At 62.3% G+C, this 25151-nt stretch carries 25 protein-coding genes; 13 read left to right on the top strand and 12 right to left on the bottom strand.

The window, feature by feature from the left end:
* Positions 1 to 85 precede the first annotated feature (85 nt).
* The 5 genes from dgoD to J1G37_RS03515 form a co-directional block, all read right to left on the bottom strand.
* Positions 86 to 1234, bottom strand: a complete 1149-nt coding sequence (gene dgoD / locus J1G37_RS03495; RefSeq protein ID WP_017734735.1) for a galactonate dehydratase — start codon at positions 1232 to 1234, stop codon at positions 86 to 88.
* 48 nt (positions 1235 to 1282) lie between these two features.
* Complete coding sequence (locus J1G37_RS03500) at positions 1283 to 1903, bottom strand: 2-dehydro-3-deoxy-6-phosphogalactonate aldolase (RefSeq protein ID WP_207040216.1); 621 nt, start codon at positions 1901 to 1903, stop codon at positions 1283 to 1285.
* A 1-nt stretch (position 1904) separates the two neighbouring features.
* Complete coding sequence (locus J1G37_RS03505; RefSeq protein WP_207040217.1) at positions 1905 to 2864, bottom strand: 2-dehydro-3-deoxygalactonokinase; 960 nt, start codon at positions 2862 to 2864, stop codon at positions 1905 to 1907.
* A 95-nt stretch (positions 2865 to 2959) separates the two neighbouring features.
* A complete protein-coding gene (locus tag J1G37_RS03510) occupies positions 2960 to 3289 on the bottom strand; it encodes a DOPA 4,5-dioxygenase family protein (protein ID WP_017734738.1) in 330 nt (109 codons plus the stop codon).
* Between the two features lie 31 nt (positions 3290 to 3320).
* Positions 3321 to 4271 carry a LysR family transcriptional regulator gene (locus J1G37_RS03515; protein ID WP_207040218.1) on the bottom strand — a complete coding sequence of 317 codons (951 nt, stop codon included), beginning with the start codon at positions 4269 to 4271 and terminating at the stop codon, positions 3321 to 3323.
* Between the two features lie 103 nt (positions 4272 to 4374).
* Between J1G37_RS03515 and betC the strand changes: the two genes are divergently transcribed.
* The 3 genes from betC to J1G37_RS03530 all read left to right on the top strand — a co-directional run bounded on the left by betC (position 4375) and on the right by J1G37_RS03530 (position 8549).
* Positions 4375 to 5889 carry a choline-sulfatase gene (gene betC, locus J1G37_RS03520; RefSeq protein ID WP_207040219.1) on the top strand — a complete coding sequence of 505 codons (1515 nt, stop codon included), beginning with the start codon at positions 4375 to 4377 and terminating at the stop codon, positions 5887 to 5889.
* 15 nt (positions 5890 to 5904) lie between these two features.
* Entirely contained in the window at positions 5905 to 6819 is a 915-nt protein-coding gene (choX, locus tag J1G37_RS03525; protein WP_207040220.1) for a choline ABC transporter substrate-binding protein, read from the top strand.
* 161 nt (positions 6820 to 6980) lie between these two features.
* Positions 6981 to 8549: a SulP family inorganic anion transporter gene (locus tag J1G37_RS03530; RefSeq protein WP_207040221.1), complete on the top strand. Its 1569-nt coding sequence runs from the start codon at positions 6981 to 6983 to the stop codon at positions 8547 to 8549.
* A gap of 127 nt (positions 8550 to 8676) precedes the next feature.
* Here the strand turns inward: J1G37_RS03530 and aroE are convergent, their stop codons facing one another.
* Positions 8677 to 9495 (bottom strand): shikimate dehydrogenase, encoded by an 819-nt coding sequence (gene aroE, locus J1G37_RS03535; RefSeq protein WP_207040222.1) that lies wholly within the window; start codon positions 9493 to 9495, stop codon positions 8677 to 8679.
* The gene (gene hemF, locus J1G37_RS03540) at positions 9495 to 10427 is read right to left on the bottom strand and encodes an oxygen-dependent coproporphyrinogen oxidase (RefSeq protein ID WP_207040223.1); all 933 of its coding nucleotides are present in this window, start codon (positions 10425 to 10427) and stop codon (positions 9495 to 9497) included. The genes aroE and hemF overlap by 1 nt, the downstream gene beginning before the upstream one ends.
* Before the next feature lie 159 nt (positions 10428 to 10586).
* Between hemF and J1G37_RS03545 the strand changes: the two genes are divergently transcribed.
* Positions 10587 to 11564: an NADPH:quinone reductase gene (locus J1G37_RS03545; RefSeq protein WP_124527040.1), complete on the top strand. Its 978-nt coding sequence runs from the start codon at positions 10587 to 10589 to the stop codon at positions 11562 to 11564.
* 130 nt (positions 11565 to 11694) lie between these two features.
* On the opposite strand, the gene J1G37_RS03550 is transcribed toward J1G37_RS03545, so the two are convergent.
* From J1G37_RS03550 to J1G37_RS03560, 3 genes are all read right to left on the bottom strand, one after another.
* Positions 11695 to 12252 (bottom strand): L-threonylcarbamoyladenylate synthase, encoded by a 558-nt coding sequence (locus J1G37_RS03550; RefSeq protein WP_017736262.1) that lies wholly within the window; start codon positions 12250 to 12252, stop codon positions 11695 to 11697.
* A 54-nt stretch (positions 12253 to 12306) separates the two neighbouring features.
* Entirely contained in the window at positions 12307 to 13401 is a 1095-nt protein-coding gene (dprA, locus tag J1G37_RS03555; RefSeq protein WP_207040224.1) for a DNA-processing protein DprA, read from the bottom strand.
* A 63-nt stretch (positions 13402 to 13464) separates the two neighbouring features.
* Complete coding sequence (locus tag J1G37_RS03560; RefSeq protein WP_207040225.1) at positions 13465 to 14241, bottom strand: peptidoglycan-binding protein; 777 nt, start codon at positions 14239 to 14241, stop codon at positions 13465 to 13467.
* 135 nt (positions 14242 to 14376) lie between these two features.
* Between J1G37_RS03560 and def the strand changes: the two genes are divergently transcribed.
* The 5 genes from def (at position 14377) to J1G37_RS03585 (ending at position 18940) form a co-directional block, all read left to right on the top strand.
* Positions 14377 to 14883: a peptide deformylase gene (gene def / locus J1G37_RS03565; RefSeq protein WP_207040226.1), complete on the top strand. Its 507-nt coding sequence runs from the start codon at positions 14377 to 14379 to the stop codon at positions 14881 to 14883.
* A gap of 69 nt (positions 14884 to 14952) precedes the next feature.
* A complete protein-coding gene (gene fmt / locus J1G37_RS03570; protein ID WP_017736258.1) occupies positions 14953 to 15906 on the top strand; it encodes a methionyl-tRNA formyltransferase in 954 nt (317 codons plus the stop codon).
* Positions 15903 to 17213: a 16S rRNA (cytosine(967)-C(5))-methyltransferase RsmB gene (rsmB, locus tag J1G37_RS03575; RefSeq protein ID WP_207040227.1), complete on the top strand. Its 1311-nt coding sequence runs from the start codon at positions 15903 to 15905 to the stop codon at positions 17211 to 17213. The genes fmt and rsmB overlap by 4 nt, the downstream gene beginning before the upstream one ends.
* A 23-nt stretch (positions 17214 to 17236) precedes the next feature.
* Positions 17237 to 18610 (top strand): Trk system potassium transporter TrkA, encoded by a 1374-nt coding sequence (trkA, locus tag J1G37_RS03580; RefSeq protein ID WP_017736256.1) that lies wholly within the window; start codon positions 17237 to 17239, stop codon positions 18608 to 18610.
* 18 nt (positions 18611 to 18628) lie between these two features.
* Entirely contained in the window at positions 18629 to 18940 is a 312-nt protein-coding gene (locus tag J1G37_RS03585; protein ID WP_207040228.1) for a hypothetical protein, read from the top strand.
* 130 nt (positions 18941 to 19070) lie between these two features.
* On the opposite strand, the gene J1G37_RS03590 is transcribed toward J1G37_RS03585, so the two are convergent.
* Both J1G37_RS03590 and tag read right to left on the bottom strand, forming a co-directional pair.
* Entirely contained in the window at positions 19071 to 19958 is an 888-nt protein-coding gene (locus J1G37_RS03590; RefSeq protein ID WP_207040229.1) for a lysophospholipid acyltransferase, read from the bottom strand.
* Between the two features lie 40 nt (positions 19959 to 19998).
* The gene (gene tag, locus J1G37_RS03595; protein WP_207040230.1) at positions 19999 to 20556 is read right to left on the bottom strand and encodes a DNA-3-methyladenine glycosylase I; all 558 of its coding nucleotides are present in this window, start codon (positions 20554 to 20556) and stop codon (positions 19999 to 20001) included.
* Positions 20557 to 20637: 81 nt separating this feature from the next.
* On the opposite strand from tag, the gene glyQ reads away from it, so the two are divergent.
* From glyQ to J1G37_RS03615, 4 genes are all read left to right on the top strand, one after another.
* Positions 20638 to 21591, top strand: a complete 954-nt coding sequence (gene glyQ / locus J1G37_RS03600) for a glycine--tRNA ligase subunit alpha (RefSeq protein WP_003213601.1) — start codon at positions 20638 to 20640, stop codon at positions 21589 to 21591.
* Positions 21588 to 23642 (top strand): glycine--tRNA ligase subunit beta, encoded by a 2055-nt coding sequence (gene glyS / locus J1G37_RS03605; RefSeq protein ID WP_207040231.1) that lies wholly within the window; start codon positions 21588 to 21590, stop codon positions 23640 to 23642. Before glyQ ends, glyS begins: the two co-directional genes overlap by 4 nt.
* 2 nt (positions 23643 to 23644) lie before the next feature.
* Complete coding sequence (gmhB, locus tag J1G37_RS03610; RefSeq protein WP_207040232.1) at positions 23645 to 24181, top strand: D-glycero-beta-D-manno-heptose 1,7-bisphosphate 7-phosphatase; 537 nt, start codon at positions 23645 to 23647, stop codon at positions 24179 to 24181.
* 82 nt (positions 24182 to 24263) lie between these two features.
* The gene (locus J1G37_RS03615) at positions 24264 to 25034 is read left to right on the top strand and encodes a lysophospholipid acyltransferase family protein (RefSeq protein WP_207040233.1); all 771 of its coding nucleotides are present in this window, start codon (positions 24264 to 24266) and stop codon (positions 25032 to 25034) included.
* The last annotated feature ends 117 nt before the right edge of the window (positions 25035 to 25151 follow it).

Genomic DNA, 25151 nt, shown 5'->3' on the forward strand with positions numbered 1-25151 from the left:
ATCAGTGGCAAAGATGCAAGCTGACCCACCGGTATCGCAGGCAAGCCAGCTCCCACATTTTTGACCGTGTTCCTTCAGTCAGGCATCACCACTCGGCAAAGCTGCCGTCGGCATGGCGCCAGATCGGGTTGCGCCAGCGGTGGCCGATGGCCGCGCGTTCGATCACGTATTCCTCGTTGATCTCGATACCCAGGCCCGGCCCGTTGGGGATCTTCACAAAGCCTTGGTCGTAGTCGAACACGCCCGGGTCTTTCACATAGTCGAGCAGGTCGTTGCTCTCGTTGTAGTGAATGCCCAGGCTTTGCTCCTGGATAAACGCGTTGTAGCAAACCGCGTCCAGTTGCAGGCATGCCGCCAGGGCAATCGGGCCCAGCGGGCAGTGCAGGGCGAGGGCCACGTCGTAGGCTTCGGCCATGTTGGCGATCTTGCGGGTTTCGGTGATGCCACCCGCGTGGGAAGCATCGGGCTGGATGATGTCAACGTAGCCTTCACTGAGCACGCGCTTGAAGTCCCAGCGCGAGAACAGGCGCTCGCCGAGGGCAATCGGCGTGCTGGTCAGCGGGGCCAGCTCTTTGAGCGCTTCGTAGTTTTCGCTGAGCACTGGTTCTTCGATAAACATCAGTTTGTAAGGGTCCAGCTCTTTCATCAGCACCTTGGCCATGGGCTTGTGCACCCGGCCATGGAAGTCCACGCCGATGCCGACGTTCGGGCCCACCGCGTCACGCACGGCAGCGACGTTGGCCAGGGCCAGGTCGACCTTTTCGAAGCTGTCGACGAACTGCAACTCTTCCGTGCCGTTCATCTTCACCGCAGTGAAACCACGGGCCACGGCCTCTTTGGCGGCACGGGCAGTGTCGGCCGGGCGGTCGCCGCCGATCCACGAATACACGCGGATCTTGTCGCGCACCTGGCCGCCGAGCAGATCGCTGACCGACACGCCGAGGGCCTTGCCCTTGATATCCCACAACGCCTGGTCGATGCCGGCGAGAGCGCTCATGTGCACGGCGCCGCCGCGGTAGAAGCCGCCGCGATAGAGTACGGTCCAGATGTCTTCGATATTTCGTGGGTCTTTGCCGATCAGGTAGTCGGACAGTTCTTCAACGGCAGCCGCAACGGTGTGAGCACGGCCTTCGACCACGGGTTCGCCCCAGCCGGTTACGCCCTGGTCGGTCTCGACCTTCAGGAAGCACCAGCGCGGTGGGACGATAAAAGTCGTCAGTTTGGTGATTTTCATCTGTTATCTCTCTTATAGATGCAGCGCCTGTGGGCGCGAAACTTGATCTCAGCTCAGGGCTTTCCAGGCGGCGACGTAAGCCTGGGCACGGCTCGCAACCTGATCCACTGTCATGCCCGGTTTGAACAACCCGGAACCCAGCCCGAACCCCTTGGCGCCGGCGTCGACAAACACCTGCATGTTGTCCGGGGTGATGCCGCCCACCGGCAGCAGCAACGTGCCCGCCGGCAAGACCGCCAGCCACGCCTTGATCACCGCCGGGCCCATTTGCTCGGCGGGAAACAGCTTCAATACGTCAGCACCTTCAGCCAGAGCAGCGAAGGCTTCGGTGGGCGTGGCAACGCCCGGCGACAAAAACAGCCCCGCCGCTTTCGCTGCGCGCAGCACCTTGGCGTCGCTGTGGGGCATGACGATCACCTGGCCACCGGCCGCCTTGACCTGCTCAACCTGCTCCGGCGTCAACACCGTGCCCGCGCCGATCAGGCAATCGGCGGGCAGACTGTCGCGCAGGGTGCGGATGCTGGTGTACGGGTCCGGCGAGTTGAGCGGCACTTCGATCACGCGAAACCCGGCCTCATACAACACCTGGCCGACGGCCTGGGCTTCGTCCGGGCGGATACCGCGCAGGATGGCGATCAAACCGTTTTGTGCGAGTGCGTGCTTGAGCATGTCAGGCCTCCGATGCAGGTTGAGTGAGCCCGGCGGCCACGGCCAATTGCCACAGGCCACGTTCGCTGGCCTCCGGCGCCAGGCTGACGTGGGCGAAGCCGCAGAGGGCGAGGGCGCGTTGGTAGCGGGTGCAGAGGGCGGCGGCGCCGACCAGGATGATCGGCTGCTGCCTGGCGCGTGTCGGCAAGCCGGCGAGTTCATGACCAATCAGCAATCCGGAAAGGTAATCCGGCTGCTGCTCAGGGGCGAGTTCGCCGGTCAGGCCAAGGGTGCGCGCGCTGAACAGGGTGGACAGTACGCCACGCTGGCCGTCTTGCGAGAGCGCCACCTGCACGCCACGGTCAAAGGCCTCGGCCTGGAAATGTTCGGTCGGCAGTTGGGTGCGCCCGAGGATGCTGTGCTTGCTCAGTACCGCGAAGACTTCGCCGGTCATGAAAGTATCGAAGTGGGTAATGCAGCCATCGACCACCTCGACCCACTTGGAATGGCTACCCGGCAGGCCGATCAACACCTCGGCACCGAGGCCTTGCAGCACGCCCAACACCTGGGTTTCTTCGCCGCGCATCACATTGGGCAAACCGGCCTGCTCGATCACGCCGGGCACGATATGTACATCCACACCGCGCAAGCTGCGCACACGATGCAGCGCCTGGCCCAGGCGGGCGACATCCACCGGCGTATGGCGGTAGGCCGCTTCGCTCCAGCCCTGGGCGCTGCCGACCATGCCGCAGGCAATCACCGGCAGGCCGGGCTGGGCGTCGAGCCAATCGCCGCAGGCCGCGTCGAAAGCCAGTTCGAAGCCATTGCTGCAACGCACGCCGGCAATGTCCCGGGGTTCGCTGGGCAAATGCATGATCCCGCACGCCAGCGCGCGGTGTTCCAGCACGACGCCTGCCGGGCCGAGTTTGTAAGCACGAAGGGAGCTGGTCCCCCAATCGAGCGCGATCAATTGCGCCTGCATCGCTTCACCTGAGTTCTGAGCGGATGCAGGAATATAAACCTACGCGAGCGGAAGTCTCAATATATAAATATCAATCCCATATTTAGGGATTACATCTAAGAAAAAGCTGACAAGTTCAGTTCCCGCATCGCCCCCATCCAGACCGCGTAGTCGGTGTGATCCTTCAGGTCATCGCCGGTATCGGGGTGCAGGAACACCACCAGCCCGTTGCGATGGATCACCAACCACGGCAGCACCACGCCGATGTACTCGGGATCGAACGCCAGTTGGCAGCTCCAATCCGGGTGCGGGCCGACGGGTTTTTCGTGGACACGGCCCATGCGCAGCGGGAACAGTTTGGCGGCGTCTTCGCACAAGGTGCGCGCTTGTTCGATAGTGCTCGCGTCGAAGTAGATATGGGCGTGGTAGCCCTTGATACGTTGCATGACGGACTCCGGATCCAGTAAGCGGCAAATCCTAGACCGCAATCGACGGCAGGGCCAGCCCGGTCAACGACTGCGCACTGCTGGCTTGCTCGGCCAGCAGCCACTCGACAAAGCGCTCCACCAACTGGCCCCGGCGTTTGCGCTGGGGTTGCACCACGTAATAGCCAAACCGCGAAATCACTGTGTCGCTGACCGGCCGGCACAACCAGTTCTGCTCCAGCAGGTTGTCCACCAGATGGCGCCAGCCAATGGCCACGCCCTGGCCGGCAATCGCCGCTTGGATCAGCAAGGTGTAGTTGTCGAAGCGCAGTTGGCCGGGCGTGGGCGCGGCACTGATGCCCAGTTCGCGGAATACGCCGCTCCAGTCGAACCATTGGCTGTTGTTTTCCTGGCGCAGGTGCAGCAGGGGGAAATCATGCAAATTACGTAGCGTCAGTGGCGTGACCTGCTCTTTCAGCCACTGCGGGCTGCACACCGGGAACACTTCCTCGTTGAACAGCCACAGGCTCTCGCCTTGCTTGAAGCGCCCGTCGCCAAACAACACTGCAACATCGATATCGCTACGCAGGGTGGCGTGGTTGCGCTCGCTGGTCACCAGGCTCACATCGACTTGCGGGTTGGCCTGGTGGAAGCGGTGCAGGCGCGGCATCAGCCAATAGGCGGCGAAGGCAAAGTCGGTGGCCACTTGCAGCACTTCGTGCTGGTCCTGCTGGGTGATAGCACTCAGGCCGGCGTTGATGCTCTGCAAGCCGCCCTGCACATGGTCGAACAGCAACGCGCCGGCGTCGGTCAACTCGATGCCGCGATAGATGCGATCAAACAGGCGGATCGCCAACTGTTCCTCCAGACGCTTGATCTGCTGGCTGATGGCTGGCTGGGTGGTGCCCAACTCCATCGCGGCGGCGGTAAAGCTACGGTGTCGCGCGGCCGCTTCAAAGGCGCGCAACAGGTCGAGGGATACGTCACCAAGGGCTTCATACATAAGCTGTGCTTATCCTAGACATTGCTTTTCATGGGCTTTACCCCAATTTGCATGGGCTGCATGCTCATTCGCATAAACACCGCCTATGGAATGCCGACAACCCATGAAGCGCAAGAACATTCTTTTCATCATGGCCGATCAAATGGCCGCGCCGCTGTTGCCGTTCTACGGTTCTTCGCCGATCAAGTTGCCCAATCTGAGCCGCCTCGCCGCCCAGGGCGTGGTGTTCGACGCCGCCTATTGCAACAGCCCGTTGTGCGCGCCGTCGCGTTTTACCCTGGTCAGCGGGCAGTTGCCGAGCAAGATCGGCGCCTACGACAACGCCGCCGATTTCCCCGCCGATGTGCCGACCTATGCCCACTACTTGCGTCGCCTCGGCTACCGCACGGCGCTGTCGGGCAAGATGCATTTCTGCGGCCCCGACCAATTGCACGGCTATGAAGAACGCCTGACCAGCGACATCTACCCCGCCGACTACGGCTGGGCGGTGAACTGGGATGAACCGGACGTGCGCCCCAGTTGGTTTCACAACATGTCGTCGGTGCTGCAAGCCGGCCCGTGCGTGCGCACCAACCAACTGGATTTCGACGAAGAAGTGGTGTTCAAGGCCCAGCAGTACCTGTTCGATCACATCCGCGAGGACGGCGACCAGCCGTTCTGCCTGACCGTGTCGATGACCCATCCCCATGACCCGTACACGATTCCCAAGCCGTTCTGGGACCTGTACGACGACGCCGATATCCCATTGCCTACGACGCCAGCGCAAGCCGATCTCGACCCGCATTCCCAGCGCCTGCTCAAGGTCTACGACCTGTGGGACAAGCCGCTGCCTGTGGATAAGATCCGCGATGCGCGCCGGGCCTACTTCGGCGCGTGCAGTTACATCGACAGCAATGTCGGAAAACTCCTGCAAACCCTGGAAGACACCGGCCTGGCCGACGACACCATCATCATTTTCTCCGGTGACCACGGCGACATGCTCGGCGAGCGCGGCCTCTGGTACAAAATGCACTGGTTTGAAATGGCCGCCCGTGTGCCGCTGCTGGTGAGTGCGCCGGGGCAATTTGCCTCGGGGCGTGTCAGCCAGGCCGTGTCCACCGCCGACCTGTTGCCAACCTTGGTGGAACTGGCCGGCGGCACGCTCGACCCGCGCCTGCCACTGGACGGCCGCTCGCTGGTCCCACACTTGCAAGGGCAGGGCGGGCACGATGAAGTGTTTGGCGAATACATGGCCGAAGGCACCATCAGCCCGCTGATGATGATTCGCCGGGGCGCCTACAAATTCATCTACAGCGAAGACGATCCTTGCCTACTGTTCGATGTACACAATGACCCGCACGAGCGGGAAAACCTCAGCCAGTCACCGGAACACCGGCCGCTGTTCGAGGCGTTTTTGAAGGAAGCGCGGGCCAAATGGGACATCCCGGCGATCCACCAACAGGTGCTCGCCAGCCAACGCCGCCGTCGCCTGGTGTTTGAAGCACTGACCCAGGGCAAGCTGAAGAGCTGGGATCACCAGCCACTGGTGGACGCCAGTCAGCAATACATGCGCAACCATATCGACCTCGACGACCTGGAGCGCAAGGCACGTTATCCACAACCCTGCCAAAACCAATAAGACTGAGGGAAGGCCATGCAAAAGTTGACTGTGATACTGGGCATGTTGGCGCTCGGCAGCGCCAATGTGTACGCGGACACAAGTTGTGAGACGGTGAAAATGGCCGATCCAGGCTGGAGCGACATCGCCGCCACCAATGCCATCACCGGTTTTCTGCTGACGGGCATGGGCTACAAACCCAAGGTCGATACCCTGGCGGTGCCGATCACCTTTGGCGGGCTCAAGGATGGCCAGGTGGATGTGTTCCTCGGCAACTGGATGCCGGCGCAGCAGGGCTTCTACGACAAGTTCGTCGCCAATGGCGATGTGGTGCAGTTGGCGAAAAACCTCGACGGCACCGAATTCACCCTCGCCGTGCCGGACTATGTGTGGGACGCCGGGGTGCATGACTTTGCCGACCTGAACAAATTTGCCGACAAGTTCGACAAGAAGATCTACGGCATCGGCTCCGGTGCGCCAGCGAACATCTCGTTGCAGGAGATCATCAAGAAGAACGACTTCGACCTCGGCCAGTGGAAGCTGATCGAGTCCAGCGAACAGGCGATGCTCGCCGAAGTGTCGCGGGCGGTGAAGAAACAGCGCTTTGTCACCTTCCTCGGCTGGACGCCGCACCCGATGAACGTGCAGTTGAAAATGCACTACCTCAAGGGCGGCGAGAAGTACTTCGGTGACACCGGCAGCGTGTACACCCTGACGCGCAAGGGGTACGCACAAGCCTGCCCGAACGTCGGGAAACTACTGACCAACCTGAGTTTCACCCAGGAGATGGAGAACAGCATCATGGCCGAGGTGGCCAACAACAAGGTCAGCAATGCCGAGGCGGCGAAGGCGTGGATCAAGGCGAATCCGGCGGTGTTGGATAAGTGGTTGGAGGGGGTGAAGACCGTGGATGGCAAGGATGCGTTGTCCGCAGTTAAAGCAAAACTCTAAGACCTTTGTGGGAACTGGCTTGTGTGGGAGCTGGCTTGCCTGCGATAGCATCACCTGTGTGTACCTGAAGTACCGCGGTGTCTGCATCGCAGGCAAGCCAGCTCCCACAGGGGCCTGTGTGTGCTGATACCCTGAGTCAAACCTTTCTACCCGAGTCTGCGATGCCCCGGCCCACCCGCCACACCCTCCTCCCCTTCCTGCGCTGGCTGCCGCGCCAAACCCGCGCCAGTGTCGGCCGGGATGCCATCGTCGGCCTCAGCGGCGCAGTGCTGGCCCTGCCGCAGTCGATTGCCTACGCACTGATCGCCGGCCTCCCTCCAGAATACGGGCTGTATGCCGCCATCATTCCGGTGTTGATCGCGTGCCTGTGGGGTTCGTCCTGGCACCTGATCTGCGGCCCCACGGCGGCAATCTCCATCGTGCTCTACGCCAGCGTCAGCCCATTGGCCGTGCCGGGGTCGCAGGACTACATCACATTGATCCTGTTACTGACCTTCCTCGCCGGGGTTTTCCAGTGGTTGCTGGGCATGCTGCGCTTCGGCGCGCTGGTGAATTTCGTCTCCCATTCGGTGGTGCTGGGCTTCACCCTGGGTGCCGCCGTGGTGATTGCCCTGGGGCAGTTGCCCAACCTGCTGGGGCTGGATCTCCCGAGCCAGGCCACGGCGATCAAGAGTCTGCTGGCGCTGGTGGATCACAGCGGCGAGTGGGACCACGCCTCCCTTGCTCTCGGGCTCGGCACGTTGATAGTGGGCGCGCTGCTCAAATACCTGCTGCCACGTTGGCCGACGCTGCTGATTGCCTTGGTGCTTGGCAGCCTGGTGGCGTGGCTGTGGCCGGCGATGTTCGGGCATGTGACGCGGGTCAGTTCGTTCGTGGGCAAGCTGCCGCCGTTCAGCCCGTTGCCGATGGACCTGGACATGCTCCTGCGCCTGCTGCCCAGCGCCGTGGCGGTGGGCATGCTGGGGCTGGTGACCAGCCTGTCGATTGCCCGCTCGCTGTCGGCCCGTTCGCAACAATTGCTCGATGCCAACCAGGAAGTCCGTGCGCAGGGCTTATCCAATATCGTCGGCGGATTTTTCTCCGGGTACTTGTCAGCCGGTTCCTTTACCCGCTCCGGGCTCAGCTATGAAGCCGGTGCGTGCTCGCCCCTCGCCGGGGTGTTCTCGGCCCTGTGGGTGGCGCTGTTTGCGCTGTTTGGCGCGGCATTGATCGCCCATATCCCGATCCCGAGCATGGCCGCGAGCATCCTCCTGATTTGCTGGGGGCTGGTGGATCACCGAGGCATTCGCGCCCTGTTTCGCGTGAGCCGCGCCGAGTTTGTGGTGATGGGCCTGACCTGCGTCGCGACCTTGTTGCTGGAGCTGCAAACGGCGATTTATGCGGGGGTGCTGGCCTCGTTGTTTTTCTACCTCAAGCGCACGTCGCAGCCGCGGGTACAGCAGTGGCGCGATGGTGATGAAGATGTATTGCGGGTCGGCGGCTCGATCTTTTTTGGCGCCAGCCATTACCTGCAAGTACGCCTGCAACGGTTACAGGGCGAGCGGGTGGTGATCGAGGCGCAGCAGATCAACTTTATCGACTATTCCGGGGTGGAGATGTTGCACCAGGAGGCGCGAAGGTTGCGGGGGGTGGGGCGGAGCTTGACGTTGCGCCGGGCCAGGCCGCAGGTTGTGGAGGAATTGAAGAAACTGGAAGGGACCGACAGGTGCCCCATCCACTTCGAAGACTGAATACGGTCAAAACTGTGGGAGCTGGCTTGCCTGCGATAACGGTGTGTCAGCTTGCCTATCTGGCACTGATACACCGTTATCGCAGGCAAGCCAGCTCCCACATTGACTATGCCCACTTGGGTTGGAGTTAAGCCAACTGGCGACGCAGTTCGGCCAGCACCGGCGCCGAATCCGGGCGCACACCGCGCCACAGGAAAAACGCCTCCGCCGCCTGCTCCACCAACATCCCCAAGCCATCCATCGCCACGGCGGCACCTTGCGCCGTCGCCCAGCGGCAAAACGCCGTCGGCTCCTTGCCGTACATCATGTCGTAGCAAAACGTCTTGCCCGGCTCGATCAGGCTGCCGGCAATCGGCGGTACATCGCCTGACAGGCTCGCGGACGTGGCATTGATGATCACGTCCACCGGCTCACGCAGCCAGTCGAAACCGCTGGCAGACACCGGGCCCAGGTCGTCAAACAGCTCGGCGAGCATTTCGGCTTTTTCCACGGTGCGGTTGGCAATGACCAGCGAGGCTGGCCGCTCGGCCAGCAACGGCTCCAGCGCGCCACGTACCGCGCCGCCAGCGCCCAGCAGCAGGATGCGTTTGCCTTGCAGGCTCACCCCGGCGTTGACCGTGAGGTCGCGCACCAGGCCGGCGCCGTCGGTGTTGTCACCCAGCAGGCTGCCATCGGCGAGCTTGCTCAGGGTGTTCACCGCACCAGCACGTTGGGCCCGTTCAGTGAGGTTGTTGGCCAGGCGGTAGGCGTCTTCCTTGAACGGCACGGTGACGTTGGCGCCACGACCGTGCTGAAAAAACTCACGGGCACAGCCGGTGAAATCCTCCAGCGGTGCAAGCAAGGTGCTGTAGTCCAGTTGTTCGCCGGTCTGCTCGGCGAACATCCGGTGGATCAGCGGCGACTTGCTGTGGCCGATGGGGTTGCCGAACACCACATAACGGTCCATCAGACCGCCGCCTCTGGCGCGGCAAGGCCGAGCCAGTCACGGTCTTGCAGGAAGTAGTCGGTAAGGCGCGCCTCTTCGCTGCCGGCCTCGGCTTTCCAGTCGTAGCTCCAGCGCACTTGCGGCGGCAGCGACATCAGGATCGACTCGGTACGCCCACCCGATTGCAGGCCAAACAGGGTGCCACGGTCGTAGACCAGGTTGAACTCAACGTAGCGGCCACGGCGGAATTCCTGGAATTCACGCTGTTGCTCGGTGTAGGCAGTGGCCTTGCGGCGCTGCACGATCGGCAGGTAGGCGTCGATGTAGGCGTCGCCGATGGCACGTATGAAGGCGAAGCAGGTGTCGAAGTCCCACTCGTTCAAGTCGTCGAAGAACAAACCGCCGATGCCACGCGGTTCATTGCGGTGCTTGATGTGGAAGTAGGTGTCGCACCAGGCTTTGTAACGCGAGTACACGTCCGGACCGAACGGCGCACAGGCCTGCTCGGCGACGCGGTGCCAATGAATGCAGTCTTCTTCGTTGGCGTAGTAGGGCGTGAGGTCGAAGCCGCCGCCAAACCACCACACCGGCTCTTCGCCTTCTTTTTCGGCGATGAAAAAGCGCACATTGGCGTGGGACGTCGGCACGTGAGGGTTGTGCGGATGAATCACCAGCGACACGCCCAGGGCTTCGAAACCACGGCCAGCCAGTTCCGGGCGATGGGCACTGGCGGACGGAGGAAGACCGCTACCAAACACGTGGGAAAAGTTAACGCCGCCTTTTTCGATCACCGCACCGTCTGCAATCACACGGGTACGACCGCCGCCGCCGGCAGGCCGGGTCCAGGCGTCTTCGATAAAGCGAGTGTCCGTCTCGAAGGTTTCCAGGGCGCTGCAAATGCGGTCTTGCAGGTCAAGCAGGTAGGCCTTTACAGCCTCGGTGCGGGTAGTCATGGCATCACCTTGAATCGGGCAAAGCTACGCGAGGCCATTGGGCGTCGGCGGCAAATGGGCGCACAGGATACCACCGCACCCCGTTGCGCCGCAGTTGACGAAGATCAAGCTTAGGAGTTCGATAGCCGACTACGCGAATTCGACCAGAGGAGAAGGCAGATGGCAAAACGTATCCAGTTCAGCGCCCATGGCGGTCCCGACGTGCTTGAGTATGTGGACTACACGCCAGCGGAACCAGGCCCACAACAGGTTCGCGTACGTAACCAGGCGATTGGCCTGAACTTTATCGACACCTATTTCCGCAGCGGTTTGTACGCACCGCCTGCGTTGCCATCGGGGTTGGGTGCGGAAGGTGCCGGCTTGGTCGATGCCGTCGGCAGCGAAGTCACCCAGTTCAAGGTCGGCGACCGCGTGGCCTACGGCAGCGGGCCGCTGGGCGCGTACAGCGAACTGCATGTACTGCCGGCCGCCAACCTGGTGCACCTGCCGGACGAGATCAGCTTCGAACAAGCGGCTGGTGCCATGCTCAAGGGCCTGACCGTGCAATACCTGCTGCGCCAGACCTATGAGTTGAAGGGTGGCGAAACCATCCTGTTCCACGCCGCTGCCGGTGGCGTGGGTTCCCTGGCCTGCCAGTGGGCCAAGGCCTTGGGCGTGAAGCTGATCGGTACGGTCAGCTCGCCGGAAAAAGCCGCCCTGGCCAAATCCCTCGGCGCCTGGGAAACCATCGACTACAGCAAGGAAAACGTCGCACAGCGCGTGCTGGAATTGACCGACGGTAAAAAGGTGCCGGTGGTGTACGACGGCGTCGGCAAGGACACGTGGCTGACCTCGCTGGACAGCGTGGCACCGCGCGGGCTGGTGGTGAGTTTCGGCAATGCGTCGGGCGCCGTGGATGGGGTGAACCTGGGGATTTTGTCGGCGAAAGGTTCGCTGTACGTGACCCGGCCGACCTTGGCCACCTACGCCAACAACCCGCAGAACTTGCAGGCGATGGCGGATGATCTGTTCTCGATGATCAAGAGCGGCAAGGTGCGCATCGATATCAACCAGCGGTATGCGCTGGCGGATGCGGCGAAGGCGCAGACGGAGTTGTCGGGGCGGCGCACGACGGGGTCGACGATTTTGTTGCCGTAAGGCTTCAGGACTCTACTGATTCAAGGGCCTCATCGCGGGCAAGCCCGCTCCCACATTTGACCGAGTCTCTCCAGTTGGAACCCGATCAACCTGTGGGAGCGGGCTTGCCCGCGATGGCCGCACCTCGGTCTCAAGAGGGGCGCATCACCTTACCCGTGGCCAAATCGCGAATCAGGCTCGGGTTCTTGCGCCCACCCAGGGCGCCACCCAACACCAGGTCCACCTGGCCACGGAAATACTGCTCCACGCGAATCCGCGTGCGCGCCGCCGGGCGGCCCTGCGGGTTGGCCGACGTGGAAATCAACGGCCCAACTTCTGCACACAAATCCCGCACCAACGGGTGATCACTGACCCGCAACGCCACCGTGTCGTGCACACCGGTGACCCACTCCGGCAGCAAACCCTGGTGGGGCACCAACCAGGTGTTCGGCCCCGGCCAGGTGCTGGCCATGCGGTCGATCCAGTCTTGCGGGAAGTCTTCGAACAAAAAGTCGAACTGGTGAATGCTATCCGCGACCACGATCAAGCCCTTGTCCACCGAGCGGTTCTTGATCGCCAGCAAGCGGTCCACCGCTTCTTCATTCCAAGGGTCGCAGCCCAAACCCCACACCGCCTCGGTTGGGTAGGCAATCACCGCACCTGCGCGAATTTCTCGTGCGGCTTCCAGTACACGCCACCTGTTGACCATTGTTTACTCTCCAGACCAAAGCTCTGGGCAGTTTACCGATCTCTGTTACAAAACCTAGCAGCGCGCGAGCCAGCGCCCGCTTTCACAGGTCACGCGGCCTTCCAGCTCCAGCTCGGTGAGGGTCGCCAGCACCTGGGACAACGGCCGCCCGCTGGCAGTCGCCAGGGCTTCGCTGGTGTGGGGCGCCGCGTGCAGCAGCGCCACCAACGGATGGGTGACTGGCACCGGTGCCGGGCGCGACAACGCCTGCCAGCCGCGCAAGCCTTCCAGGATGTGCTCGATGGTTTCCACCAGCACCGCACCCTCGCGGATCAGTTGGTGACAGCCCTTGGCGCCGGGATGGTGAATGGAGCCCGGGATCGCATACACCTCGCGGCCTTGCTCGGCAGCGAGCTTCGCGGTGATCAGCGAACCGCTGGCCATGCTGGCTTCCACCACCAGCACGCCGAGGGACAGGCCGCTGATGATCCGGTTGCGCCGGGGAAAGTTGCCGGCCTGGGGCCCGGTGTCCAGCGGGAACTCGGAAACCACGGCGCTGCCTTGCTCAATCATCGCCGCCGCGAGCCGCTTGTGGCGCTGTGGATAAAAATTTTCGAGGCCGGTGCCGAGTACGCCGATTGTCTGCCCCCCGACATCCAATGCCGCCTGATGCGCCGCGCCATCAATCCCCAGCGCAAGGCCGCTGGTGATGACAAAACCAGCGCCCGCCAAACTGCGCGAAAACGCGGCAGCGGTGTCCATGCCAGGGCGTGAAGCACGGCGACTGCCGACCACCGCCAGTTGCGGTTTTTCCAGGATCCCCGGGTCGCCGGCGACGAATAACAAGGGCGGCGCGTCGTCGATCTGGGCGAGCAACGCGGGGTACTCAGGCTGGTCCCACATCAACAAATGCTGGGCCGGGCGCGCCAGCCAGGCCAATGCAGCGCTGGCGCCATCGCGCACCTCGTGGCTGCGCCGGGCATCCGCGCTGATGGCTGGCAACCCGAGGGAACGCCAGGCACTGGCGGGGGCACTGATGGCTTTTGACGCATTACCGAATGCTTCGATCAACAAGCGAAAACGCTTGGGACCTAGTTCCGGCAGCCTGTGCAAGCGTAGTCGTGCTTCCAGTTCTGCTGGGGATATTTCATGGCTGTTTGTCGGATACATCTGATCATCCTTGACCGGAATAAGCTGTGGATAACTCTGTTGGTAACTTATTTAGCAGGCTATTTATTGTGTTTGATGGGCAGTCTCGAAACGGTCCATGACCGCCAGGGGGCGTGAGGCACTGAGGACAAGGCCGTAACTGAGCTTTTCGTAGGTGCGAAACACCAGCAGAGTGCCCGCGCGCTCATCGGGAAGTTTCAACGGTGCGCCGGTGAGAGGGTCGCGTACGCTGGCTCCGGTTTTGATCACTGCCAACCGTTGCCCTTCGATCAGGCCATCGCGCCGGCCTTTATTCAGGGTCACGGCATCCAGCACGCCGATCTGGGTAACGCCTCTGGGGATGTCGATGATTTTTCCTTCAATGAAGGTCGCAGGCTCCGACACCTCCAGGCGCGTCAGATCTACGGGCGACTGGGCGCGGAGCAAACGATCGCCGGGGCGTACCTCTTGGGTCATCCGCTGCACGGCCAGGGTGGAAAGGTCGCCCGCCGTCACAAAGCGCGCGGTGCCGATGTCATCGGCGTTGATACCCAGCAGTTCGTGGGTCTGTGGATCGGTGTAGACCTTGCCGCGCCGGAATATTCCGTAGATCGGCTGGGAAGAGTCCAGGACGCCCCGCGCATGCACCTGCTCACCCGTCGCGCCCAGCACCCGACCGGCGTCCGCCGCGACGATGTAGGGCGCGTTGTCCAGGTCTTGAAGGGCATCAAGCAGGCGGTTATGCAATAAAAAACGCTGGATGGCTTGTTGCATCGGTTGATCCAGACGCTGGCCAGGCGATGGCAGCAGCGCCATGGCGAACGGGGCCCACAACAGTAAGACGAGCAGCGATTTCCTCATGGGGTGAATCTCCTTTATTATGTGCGTTCGCGTGAAATGCCTTGGCCTTCGCGGCTTTTAAGGGTTTCACACCGGTCGTTTGGGTCCATCCCAACGCCGATTTGCCTTTACCTCACATGTGCAGCAATTACGCTTATGGCTATTTTGAACATCCTCGAATTCCCCGACTCGCGCCTGCGCACTGTCGCCAAACCGGTGGCCGTAGTGGACGACAAGGTTCGTCAGTTGGTCGATGACATGTTTGAAACAATGTATGAAGCCCCGGGCATCGGCCTCGCCGCGACCCAGGTCAACGTGCATCAGCGTGTCGTGGTCATGGACCTGTCGGAAGATCGCAGCGAGCCGATGGTGTACATCAACCCAGAGTTCGAACCGCTGACCGACGAGATGGGCGAGTACCAGGAAGGCTGCCTGTCGGTGCCGGAGTTCTACGAGAACGTCGAGCGCCCGCTGCGCGTGAAGATCAAGGCCCTGGACCGCGACGGCAAGCCGTTCGAGCTGATTGCCGAAGGCCTGCTGGCGGTGTGCATCCAGCACGAATGCGACCACCTCAACGGCAAGCTGTTTGTCGATTACCTGTCCACGCTCAAGCGTGACCGGATCAAGAAGAAGCTGGAAAAAAAGCATCGCCAGCAAGCTTGATGCCCGTCTTCCAAAGGCTTGCTGCGGCAAGCCTTTTTCTTTTGTGACTGTTTTTAACCGAGACCTCCCATGACCGAGCCACTGCGCATTGTTTTTGCCGGTACACCCGAATTTGCCGCCGAACACCTCAAGGCGCTGCTCGCCAGCCCTTATGACATCGTCGCGGTGTACACCCAGCCGGATCGCCCGGCCGGTCGCGGGCAAAAACTGATGCCGAGCCCGGTCAAGCAGTTGGCGCTGGAACACAATATTCCCGTGCTGCAACCGCCGACCCTGCGCAACGCCGAGGCCCAGGCCGAACTGGCTGCGCTGCAACCGGACCTGCTGGTGGTGGTGGCCTATGGCTTGATCCTGCCGCAAGTGGTGCTGGATATCCCACGCCTGGGCTGCATCAACAGCCACGCCTCCCTGCTGCCACGCTGGCGCGGTGCGGCGCCGATCCAGCGCGCCGTCGAAGCGGGTGATAGCGAAAGCGGCGTGACCGTGATGCGCATGGAGTTGGGCCTGGATACCGGCCCGATGCTGCTCAAAGTCACCACCCCGATCACCGCCCAGGACACCGGCGGCAGCCTGCACGATCGCCTCGCCGAGCTGGGCCCGCCGGCCGTGCTCCAGGCCATCGCCGGTCTCGCGGCGGGCACCCTGGAAGGCGAAGTGCAGGACGACAGCCTGGCCACCTACGCTCACAAACTGAACAAAGACGAAGCGCGCATCGACTGGAGCCGCCCGGCCGTGGAGCTGGAGCGCCTGGTGCGTGCGTTCAACCCGTGGCCGATCTGCCACAGCACCCTCAACGGCGAAGCCCTGAAAGTGCTGGCCGCGACCTTGGCCGAGGGCAACGGCGCCCCCGGTGAAATCATCGGCGCCAGCAAGGACGGCCTGCTGGTCGCCTGCGGTGAACAGGCGCTGTGCCTGACCCGTCTGCAATTGCCCGGTGGCAAGGCGCTGAATTTCAGCGATTTGTTCAACAGCCGTCGTGAGAAATTTGCCGTCGGCACGGTTCTCGGGGTGGTCGCGCAATGAACCCACGTCTGGCTGCCGCCAAGGCTCTCGCCGCCGTCCTCAATGGCAAGGCGTCGCTGAACAGTTCGCTGCCCACGCAGATGGACAAGGTCGAAGACCGCGACCGGGGTTTTACCCAGGACCTGGCCTTCGGCACCGCCCGCTGGCAGCCGCGCTTGTCGGCGCTGGCGGCCAAGTTGCTGCAAAAGCCGTTCAAGGCGGCGGACGCGGATGTAGAAGCGTTGCTGCTGGTCGGCCTCTATCAATTGCTCTACACCCGCGTACCGGCCCACGCCGCCATCGGCGAGACGGTCGGTTGCGCCGACAAGCTGAAAAAGCCCTGGGCCAAGGCCCTGCTCAACGCCGTGCTGCGCCGTGCCCAGCGTGAAAGCGAAGCACTGCTGGCCGAGCTGGAACATGACCCGGTGGTGCGCACCGCCCACCCGCGCTGGCTGCAAAAATCCCTGAAAGCCTTCTGGCCTGAGCAATGGGAAGCCATTTGCGCGGCGAACAATGCGCACCCGCCGATGATCCTGCGGGTCAACCGTCGCCATCACAGCCGTGACGCCTACCTGCAATTGCTCACTGCCGCCGGTATCAACGCCGCGCCGTGCGTATACAGCGTTGACGGCATCGTGCTCGAAGCCGCCACCGATGTGCGCAGCCTGCCGGGCTTTGCCGAAGGCTGGATCAGCGTGCAGGACGAAGCCGCACAACTGGCTGCCGACCTGCTCGACCTGGCACCCGGCCAGCGTGTGCTCGACGCCTGCTGTGCACCGGGCGGTAAGACGTGTCACATCCTGGAGGTGGAAAAAGACCTCGCCGGTGTAGTCGCCGTCGATCTGGAAGCCAAGCGCCTGGTGCGCGTGCGCGAGAACCTCGCCCGCCTGGGCCTCAGCGCCGAGCTGATTGCCGCTGACGGCCGCGACACCGCCACCTGGTGGGACGGCAAGCCATTCCAGCGCATCCTGCTCGACGCGCCATGCTCCGCCACCGGCGTGATCCGCCGCCACCCGGACATCAAGCTCACCCGCCAACCCGACGACATCGCCGCCCTGGCCGTGCTGCAAGGCGAACTGCTCGACGCGATGTGGCCAACCCTGGAAGTCGGCGGCATCCTGCTTTACGCCACGTGCTCGACCTTGCCGACGGAAAATACCGAAGTGATCGAAGCCTTCCTCGCCCGCACCAGCGGCGCACGGGAGCTGGACCTCGCGACCTCGGCCGGCATCAAGCAGCCCCATGGCCGCCAATTGCTCGCGCAAGAAGGCGGACACGACGGCTTCTACTACGCCAAACTGATCAAGATCGCCGCCGCGCGCGGCTGAAACGGGTTTAAGGGAGTGACCGGATGAAAATCATCATCCTTGGGGCAGGGCAGGTCGGCGGCACGCTGGCCGAACATTTGGCCAGCGAAGCCAACGACATCACCGTGGTCGACACCGACAGCGAGCGCCTGCGTAACCTCGGCGACCGCCTCGACATCCGCACCGTGCAAGGCCGCGCTTCGTTCCCCACGGTGCTGCGCCAGGCCGGTGCCGACGACGCCGACATGCTGGTGGCCGTGACCAACAGCGACGAGACCAACATGGTCGCGTGCCAGGTCGCCCACACCCTGTTCCACACCCCGACCAAGATCGCCCGCGTGCGCGAAGCCGCCTACCTGACCCGCGCCGGCCTGTTCGACAACGACGCGATCCCGGTGGACGTGCTGATCAGCCCGGAACAGGTGGTGACCCACTACATCAAGCGCCTGATCGAAATCCCCGGCGCCTTGCAGGTGATCGACTTCGCCGAGGGCAAGGCGCAACTGGTCGCCGTAAAGGCTTACTACGGCGGGCCGTTGGTGGGCCAGCAACTGCGCCAGCTGCGTGAACACATGCCGAATGTGGAAACCCGCGTGGCGGCCATCTTCCGCCGGGACCGGCCGATCCTGCCCCAGGGCGATACGGTGATCGAAGCGGATGACGAAGTATTTTTCATCGCCGCCAAGGCGAACATTCGCGCGGTCATGAGTGAAATGCGTCGGCTCGACGAGAGCTACAAGCGCATCGTCATCGCCGGTGGCGGGCAGATTGGTGAGCGCCTGGCCGAGGCCATCGAAAGCCGCTACCAGGTGAAGATCATCGAGATGAACCCGGCACGCTGCCGGCATTTGTCCGACACCCTCGACAGCACCGTCGTACTGCAAGGCAGTGCCTCGGACCGCGACCTGTTGATGGAAGAAAACATCGCCGACGCCGACATCTTCCTGGCCCTGACCAACGACGACGAGGCCAACATCATGTCGTCGTTGCTGGCCAAGCGGCTGGGGGCGAAGAAGGTGATGACCATCATCAACAACCCGGCCTACGTTGACCTGATTCAGGGCGGCGATATCGACATCGCCATCAGCCCGCAGCTGGCCACCATCGGCACCTTGCTCGCCCACGTGCGCCGTGGCGACATCGTCAGCGTGCACTCCCTGCGCCGGGGCGCGGCGGAAGCCATCGAGGCGATTGCCCATGGTGACGCCAAATCCAGCAAGGTGATCGGCAAGGCCATCCGCGATATCGGCTTGCCGCCGGGCACCACCATCGGCGCGATTATTCGCGATGAAGAGGTGATCATTGCCCACGACGACACGGTGATCGAGACCGGCGACCATGTAATCCTGTTCCTGGTGGATAAAAAACATATCCGCGATGTGGAGAAGTTGTTCCACGTGGGGTTGAGTTTTTTCTGATTTGACGGAGTGACCGACATGCTCGATTCCCTGGAAAAAATGCTCGCCAAGGGTGTGGATAACTCGTTGCTGCGCTTTGGTTTGGGCAAGGGGTATCTGGACTTGAAGGACAACGCCAAGGCGGCGGAGCATTTGCAGAAATGCGTCGAGTTTGATCCGAAGTATTCGGCGGCGTGGAAGTTGTTGGGCAAGGCGCAGGCGGGTTCAGGTGATGTGGCAGCCGCGCGGCTGGCGTGGGAGAAGGGGATCGAGGCGGCCCAGGCCCATGGCGATAAGCAGGCCGAAAAAGAGATGACGGTATTCCTGAAGAAACTCGACCGCCAGCCCTGAGGTGATCCCTGTGGGAGCTGGCTTGCCTGCGATAGCATCACACCGGTGTAACTGAAACACCGAGTTGCCCGCATCGCAGGCAAGCCAGCTCCCACATTTGACCTCCATTGGCAGGGAGGTCAGCGGTTAATCAGTACCACCGCTCTTCTCCCGGCGGGCGTTTCTTGAAGCGCTTCATGCTCCACATGTATTGGCTCGGATACGCGCCGACATACCGCTCCACCACCTTGCTCATCGCCGCGCAGGACGTGGCGGTGTCGGTGCTGTACATGTCTTCCGGTGCCGCTTCCAGGATCACTTTGTAACCCGAACCGTCCGGCAGCCGCAGGGCGTGCAGGAACACGCCCACGGCCTTGTGGCCGGCGAGCATGTTCGGCACGAACTTGCTGGTGAGGGCCTGGGTGGCAAAGAACGGTACGAAGATCCCCGCGGATTCGGCCGGCTCCGGGTCGGCGGGAATGCCCACCTGGCCGCCACGGCGCACTTCCTTGATCACACTGAGAATGCCTTCCTTGGTCGACGCCGCCACGCGGTTGCCCAACTGCACGCGCTGTTTGCGCAGCAGTTCATCCACCGCCTTGAGCTTGGGTGGACGGTAGAAAATGATCGGTTTGCACTGGCTGCAATAGAAGTGGTTCAACACCTCCCAGTTGCCCAGGTGACTGGTGATGCCGACCACGCCTTTGCCCGAGGCCAGGGCTTGGTGCAGCACTTCCAGGCCTTCGACTTCGCGGACCAGGTCGATCGAGCGTTGGGCCGGCCAGATCCAGGCACACGCGCTTTCGGTGAGGGATTTGCCGATGTCCATCAGGCTCTGGCCCACCAGGCGCTCGCGGGCGGCCGGGTCCATGTCGGGGAAGCATTTGGACAGGTTGATCCGCACCGTGTCGCGGGAGCGGTTGGGGGTTTTCCACATGACCCAGCCAATGGCCGTGCCGACGGCCTGGACGGCGCGCCAAGGCAGCAGGGCAAATAACCGGAGAGCGCCTACCAGCAAGGCGCCTTTCAACTTTTCCACAGGTCACTCCTGATCGTGTGTGGTGCGCAAAGCCGGCATTCTAACCGGCGTTGGCCAGGTCCGCGTAACGGTCGCAGTCCTGGGTGTGGTCCATGACCATGCCGCTGGCCTGCATGAACGCGTAGCAAATGGTCGGGCCGACAAAGGTGAAACCGGCTTTTTTCAAGGCTTTGCTCATGGCTTCTGCCTCGGCGGTGATCGCTGGGACTTCGCTGCGGTCCTTGAAGTGATTGACCTTGGGCACGCCGCCGACAAACGACCAGAGCAAGCCAACCGGATCTTCCAGCGCCAGCCAGGCGGCGGCGTTACGGCGGGTGGCGTTGAGCTTGAGGCGGTTGCGCACGATGCCCGGGTCGAGCATCAGCGCTTCGATTTCGGCATCGGTGAGCCGCGCCAAGCGTTGTGCATCAAAACCAAACAAGACCTTTCGATAATGCTCGCGTTTGCGTAAAACGGTGATCCAGGAAAGGCCCGCCTGGAACCCTTCGAGCAAAAGCAACTCGAACAAGCCCTGCGCATCGCGCAGCGGCGTTCCCCACTCCTGATCGTGATATGCCATGTACAGCGGATCTTCAGAACACCAAAAGCAGCGTGGCATAAGGCTCCAGGGGATGGTGGCGCGGCCGAATCGGGTATACTCCCGCTCTTTAAATCGCAGCCCAAGTAACAGGTGAATTTCGTGAGCCAGCCTACGCCAGCCGTGCGTACCTTCCAAGACTTGATCCTCGCCCTCCAGCAATACTGGGCCGAGCAAGGTTGTGTGGTACTTCAGCCCTACGATATGGAAGTAGGCGCCGGCACTTTCCACACCGCTACATTCCTGCGGGCCATCGGCCCGGAAACCTGGAACGCCGCTTATGTGCAGCCCAGTCGTCGCCCGACTGACGGCCGCTACGGCGAAAACCCGAACCGTCTGCAGCACTACTACCAGTTCCAGGTGGTATTGAAGCCGAACCCGGACAACTTCCAGGAACTGTACCTGGGCTCGCTCAAGCATGTGGGCCTGGACCCGCTGGTCCACGACATCCGTTTCGTCGAAGACAACTGGGAGTCGCCAACGCTCGGCGCCTGGGGCCTGGGCTGGGAAGTCTGGCTCAACGGCATGGAAGTGACGCAGTTCACTTACTTCCAGCAAGCGGGCGGTATCGAGTGCTACCCGGTTACTGGCGAAATCACCTACGGCCTTGAGCGCCTGGCCATGTACCTGCAAGGCGTGGACTCGGTCTACGACCTGGTGTGGGCTGACGGCCCGTTCGGCAAAGTGACCTACGGCGACGTGTTCCACCAGAACGAAGTGGAGCAATCCACCTACAACTTCGAACACGCCAACGTCGAGAAGCTGTTCGAACTGTTCGACTTCTATGAAAGCGAAGCCAAGCGCCTGATCGAACTCGACCAGCCGCTGCCGTTGCCAAGCTACGAAATGGTGTTGAAGGCGTCCCATACCTTCAACCTGCTGGATGCGCGCCGGGCGATCTCGGTGACCGCGCGTCAGCAATACATCCTGCGTGTACGCACCCTGGCGCGTTCCGTCGCCCAAGCCTACCTGCTGGCTCGCGCCAAGCTGGGCTTCCCGATGGCGACCCCGGACCTGCGTGATGAAGTGTTGGCTAAGCTGGAGGCTGCACAATGAGTGCTCAAGATTTCCTGGTTGAACTGGGCACCGAAGAGCTGCCACCCAAGGCACTGAACACCCTGGCCGAGGCGTTCCTGGCCGGTATCGAAAAAGGCCTGCACAGCGCTGGCCTGAAGTTCGCCGCGAAAAAAGTCTACGCCGCGCCACGTCGCCTGGCCGTGTTGCTGACCGCGCTGGAAACCCAGCAGCCGGACCGCAGCATCAACCTCGACGGCCCGCCGCGCCAGGCGGCTTTCGATGCCGAAGGCAACCCGACTCAAGCCGCACTGGGCTTCGCCAAGAAGTGTGGCGTCGAGCTGAGCGAGATCGACCAGAGCGGCCCGAAACTGCGCTTCAGCCAGGTGATCACCGGCAAGCCGACCGCGAGCCTGTTGCCGACCATCGTTGAAGATTCCCTGAACGACCTGCCGATCCCCAAGCGCATGCGCTGGGGTGCGCGCAAGGAAGAGTTCGTGCGTCCGACCCAATGGCTGGTGATGCTGCTCGGTGACCAGGTCATCGACTGCACCATCCTCGCCCAGAAGGCCGGTCGTGAGTCCCGTGGCCATCGCTTCCACCATCCAGAAGCAGTACGCATCACGTCGCCGGCCAACTATGCTGCCGACCTGCGTGCTGCCTACGTGCTGGCCGACGCCAACGAGCGTCGCGAGCTGATCAGCAAGCGCACCGAAGAGCTGGCCCGTCTGCAGGAAGGCACCGCCATCGTGCCGCCAAGCCTGCTCGACGAAGTGACCGCCCTGGTTGAATGGCCGGTGCCGCTGGTGTGCTCGTTCGAAGAGCGTTTCCTCGACGTGCCGCAAGAAGCCCTGATTACCACCATGCAGGACAACCAGAAGTATTTCTGCCTGCTGGATGTGGACGGCAAGTTGCTGCCGCGTTTTATCACCGTGGCCAACATCGAAAGCAAAGACCCACAGCAGATCATCGCCGGTAACGAAAAAGTCGTGCGCCCGCGCCTGACCGACGCCGAGTTCTTCTTCAAGCAAGACAAGAAGCAGAAGCTGGAAGACTTCAACCTGCGCCTGCAGAACGTGGTGTTCCAGGAGAAGCTCGGCAGCGTCTACGACAAGGCCGTGCGCGTTTCCAAGCTGGCGGCCTACATTGCGCCGCGCATTGGCGGTGATGCCGCCTGGGCCGCGCGTGCGGGCCTGCTGTCCAAGTGCGACCTGGCCACCGAGATGGTCGGCGAGTTCCCGGAGATGCAAGGCGTTGCCGGCTATTACTACGCCCTCAACGACGGCGAGCCGGACGATGTGGCCCTGGCCCTGAACGAGCAGTACATGCCGCGCGGTGCTGGCGCTGAGCTGCCAAGCACCCTGACCGGTGCGGCCGTGGCCATCGCCGACAAACTGGACACCCTCGTTGGCATCTTCGGTATCGGCATGCTGCCCACCGGCAGCAAAGACCCGTATGCCCTGCGCCGTGCGGCCCTGGGCGTGCTGCGTATCCTGATCGACAAAAAGCTCGACCTCGACCTGACCCAGGCCGTGGTGTTTGCGGTTGGCCAGTTCGGTGCCAAGGTCAAGCAAGCCGGCCTGGCCGAGCAAGTGCTGGAATTCGTGTTCGACCGCCTGCGTGCGCGTTACGAAGACGAAGGCGTGGACGTGTCGGTGTACCTGGCGGTACGTGCCCTGCAACCGGGTTCGGCGCTGGACTTCGATCAGCGCGTACAAGCCGTGCAGGCCTTCCGCAAACTGCCGGAAGCCGACGCCCTGGCCGCCGTGAACAAGCGTGTGTCGAACCTGCTGAGCAAGGCCGAAGGCCTGGGCAACGCAGACGTCGACCCTGGCCTGTTCGCCGACGCCAAGGAGTTCTCGCTGAACTCGGCCATTGCCAAGGCAGAGACGGCGGTTAAACCGCTGATCGCCGAACGCAACTATGCCGAAGCACTGGCGCGCCTGGCCACCTTGCGTGACCCGGTGGATGCGTTCTTCGAAGCCGTGATGATCAATGCCGAAGATGCGGGCGTGCGCAAAAACCGCTACGCCATGCTGGCGCGCCTGCGTGGTCTGTTCGTCAACATCGCTGACATTTCGACGCTGAGCTGACCATGTTGAAACTGCTGATTCTCGATCGGGACGGGGTGATCAATTACGACTCCGACGCTTACATCAAGTCGGTGGCGGAGTGGGTGCCACTGCCCGGTTCGATCGAGGCCATCGCGCAGTTGAGCAAAGCCGGCTGGACGGTGGCCATCGCCACCAACCAGTCCGGCATCGCCCGCGGTTACTACGACATCGCTACCCTGGACGCCATGCACGCGCGCTTGCGCGCGTTGGTGGCCGAGCAGGGCGGTGAGGTGGGGCTAGTGGTGTACTGCCCCCACGGACCGGATGAGGGCTGCGATTGCCGCAAGCCCAAACCTGGCATGTTGAAAACCATTGCAGAACATTACAAGGTGCCGTTGGCTGGGATATGGTTCGTCGGGGACAGCCTCGGTGACCTGGAGGCGGCCAAAGCCGTCGATTCTCAGCCAGTTTTGGTGAAGACCGGAAAAGGCGAAAAGACCCAGGCGAAAACCCTGCCGGTGGGCACCTTGATTTTTGACGATCTGGCGGCGGTTGCCGCAGAACTTATCAACAACTAGTCGCCCTCGACATCCTGACCAAGGAGTGTTCGGGAGTGCGCTTTTAACAGGCGGGCCATGCCCCGCAACGGTAAATGCCGCCATGTCGATCTTGCAGGCCATCAGAACCTTTTTCTTTTACCTGCTGCTGGGCACCAGTTCGTTTCTCTGGTGCACCCTGAGCTTTTTTATCGCGCCCTTTTTGCCGTTCAAGGCGCGCTATCGCTTTATCAACGTTTATTGGTGCCGCTGTGCGTTGTGGCTGTCCAAGGTGTTCCTGGGCATTCGCTTCGAGATCAAGGGCGCTGAAAACGTCCCGGACCAGCCCTGCGTGATTCTGTCGAACCACCAGAGCACCTGGGAGACGTTCTTCCTCTCGGCGTACTTCTCGCCCCTGAGCCAGGTGCTCAAGCGTGAGTTGCTGTACGTGCCGTTCTTTGGCTGGGCCATGGCCATGTTGCGGCCGATCGCGATCGACCGTGACAACCCCAAGGCTGCGCTCAAGCACGTGGCCAAGAAGGGCGACGAGCTGCTCAAGGACGGTGTGTGGGTACTGATCTTCCCGGAAGGCACACGGGTGCCGTTTGGCACCGTGGGCAAATTCTCCCGGGGCGGTACGGCATTGGCTGTCAATGCCAACCTGCCGGTGTTGCCGATTGCACACAACGCCGGCAAGTTCTGGCCCAAGGAAGGCTGGGCCAAGCGCGCCGGCACCATCACCGTGGTGATTGGTGAACCGATGTATGCCGAAGGCGAGGGCCCACGGGCTATCGCTGCGCTGAATGACCGGGCTGCGGCCTGGAATGAGGCTCAGCAACGCGCCATGGGCTCGCTGCCACCGGAGCCGGTAGCGACGCAGGTCCCTGCGGCTTGAGCTTCTGTGGATAACCTGTGTACGGATTGTTGGCGAATTGGCTTTTTTGCTTCATAACAAGCTGATTTACTTACATATTTCCCGAGGTCATAAAATTCGGAAAAAGGTGCATAAGTT

The organism is Pseudomonas sp. Marseille-Q1929, from assembly GCF_017316265.1.
Lineage (GTDB): Bacteria > Pseudomonadota > Gammaproteobacteria > Pseudomonadales > Pseudomonadaceae > Aquipseudomonas.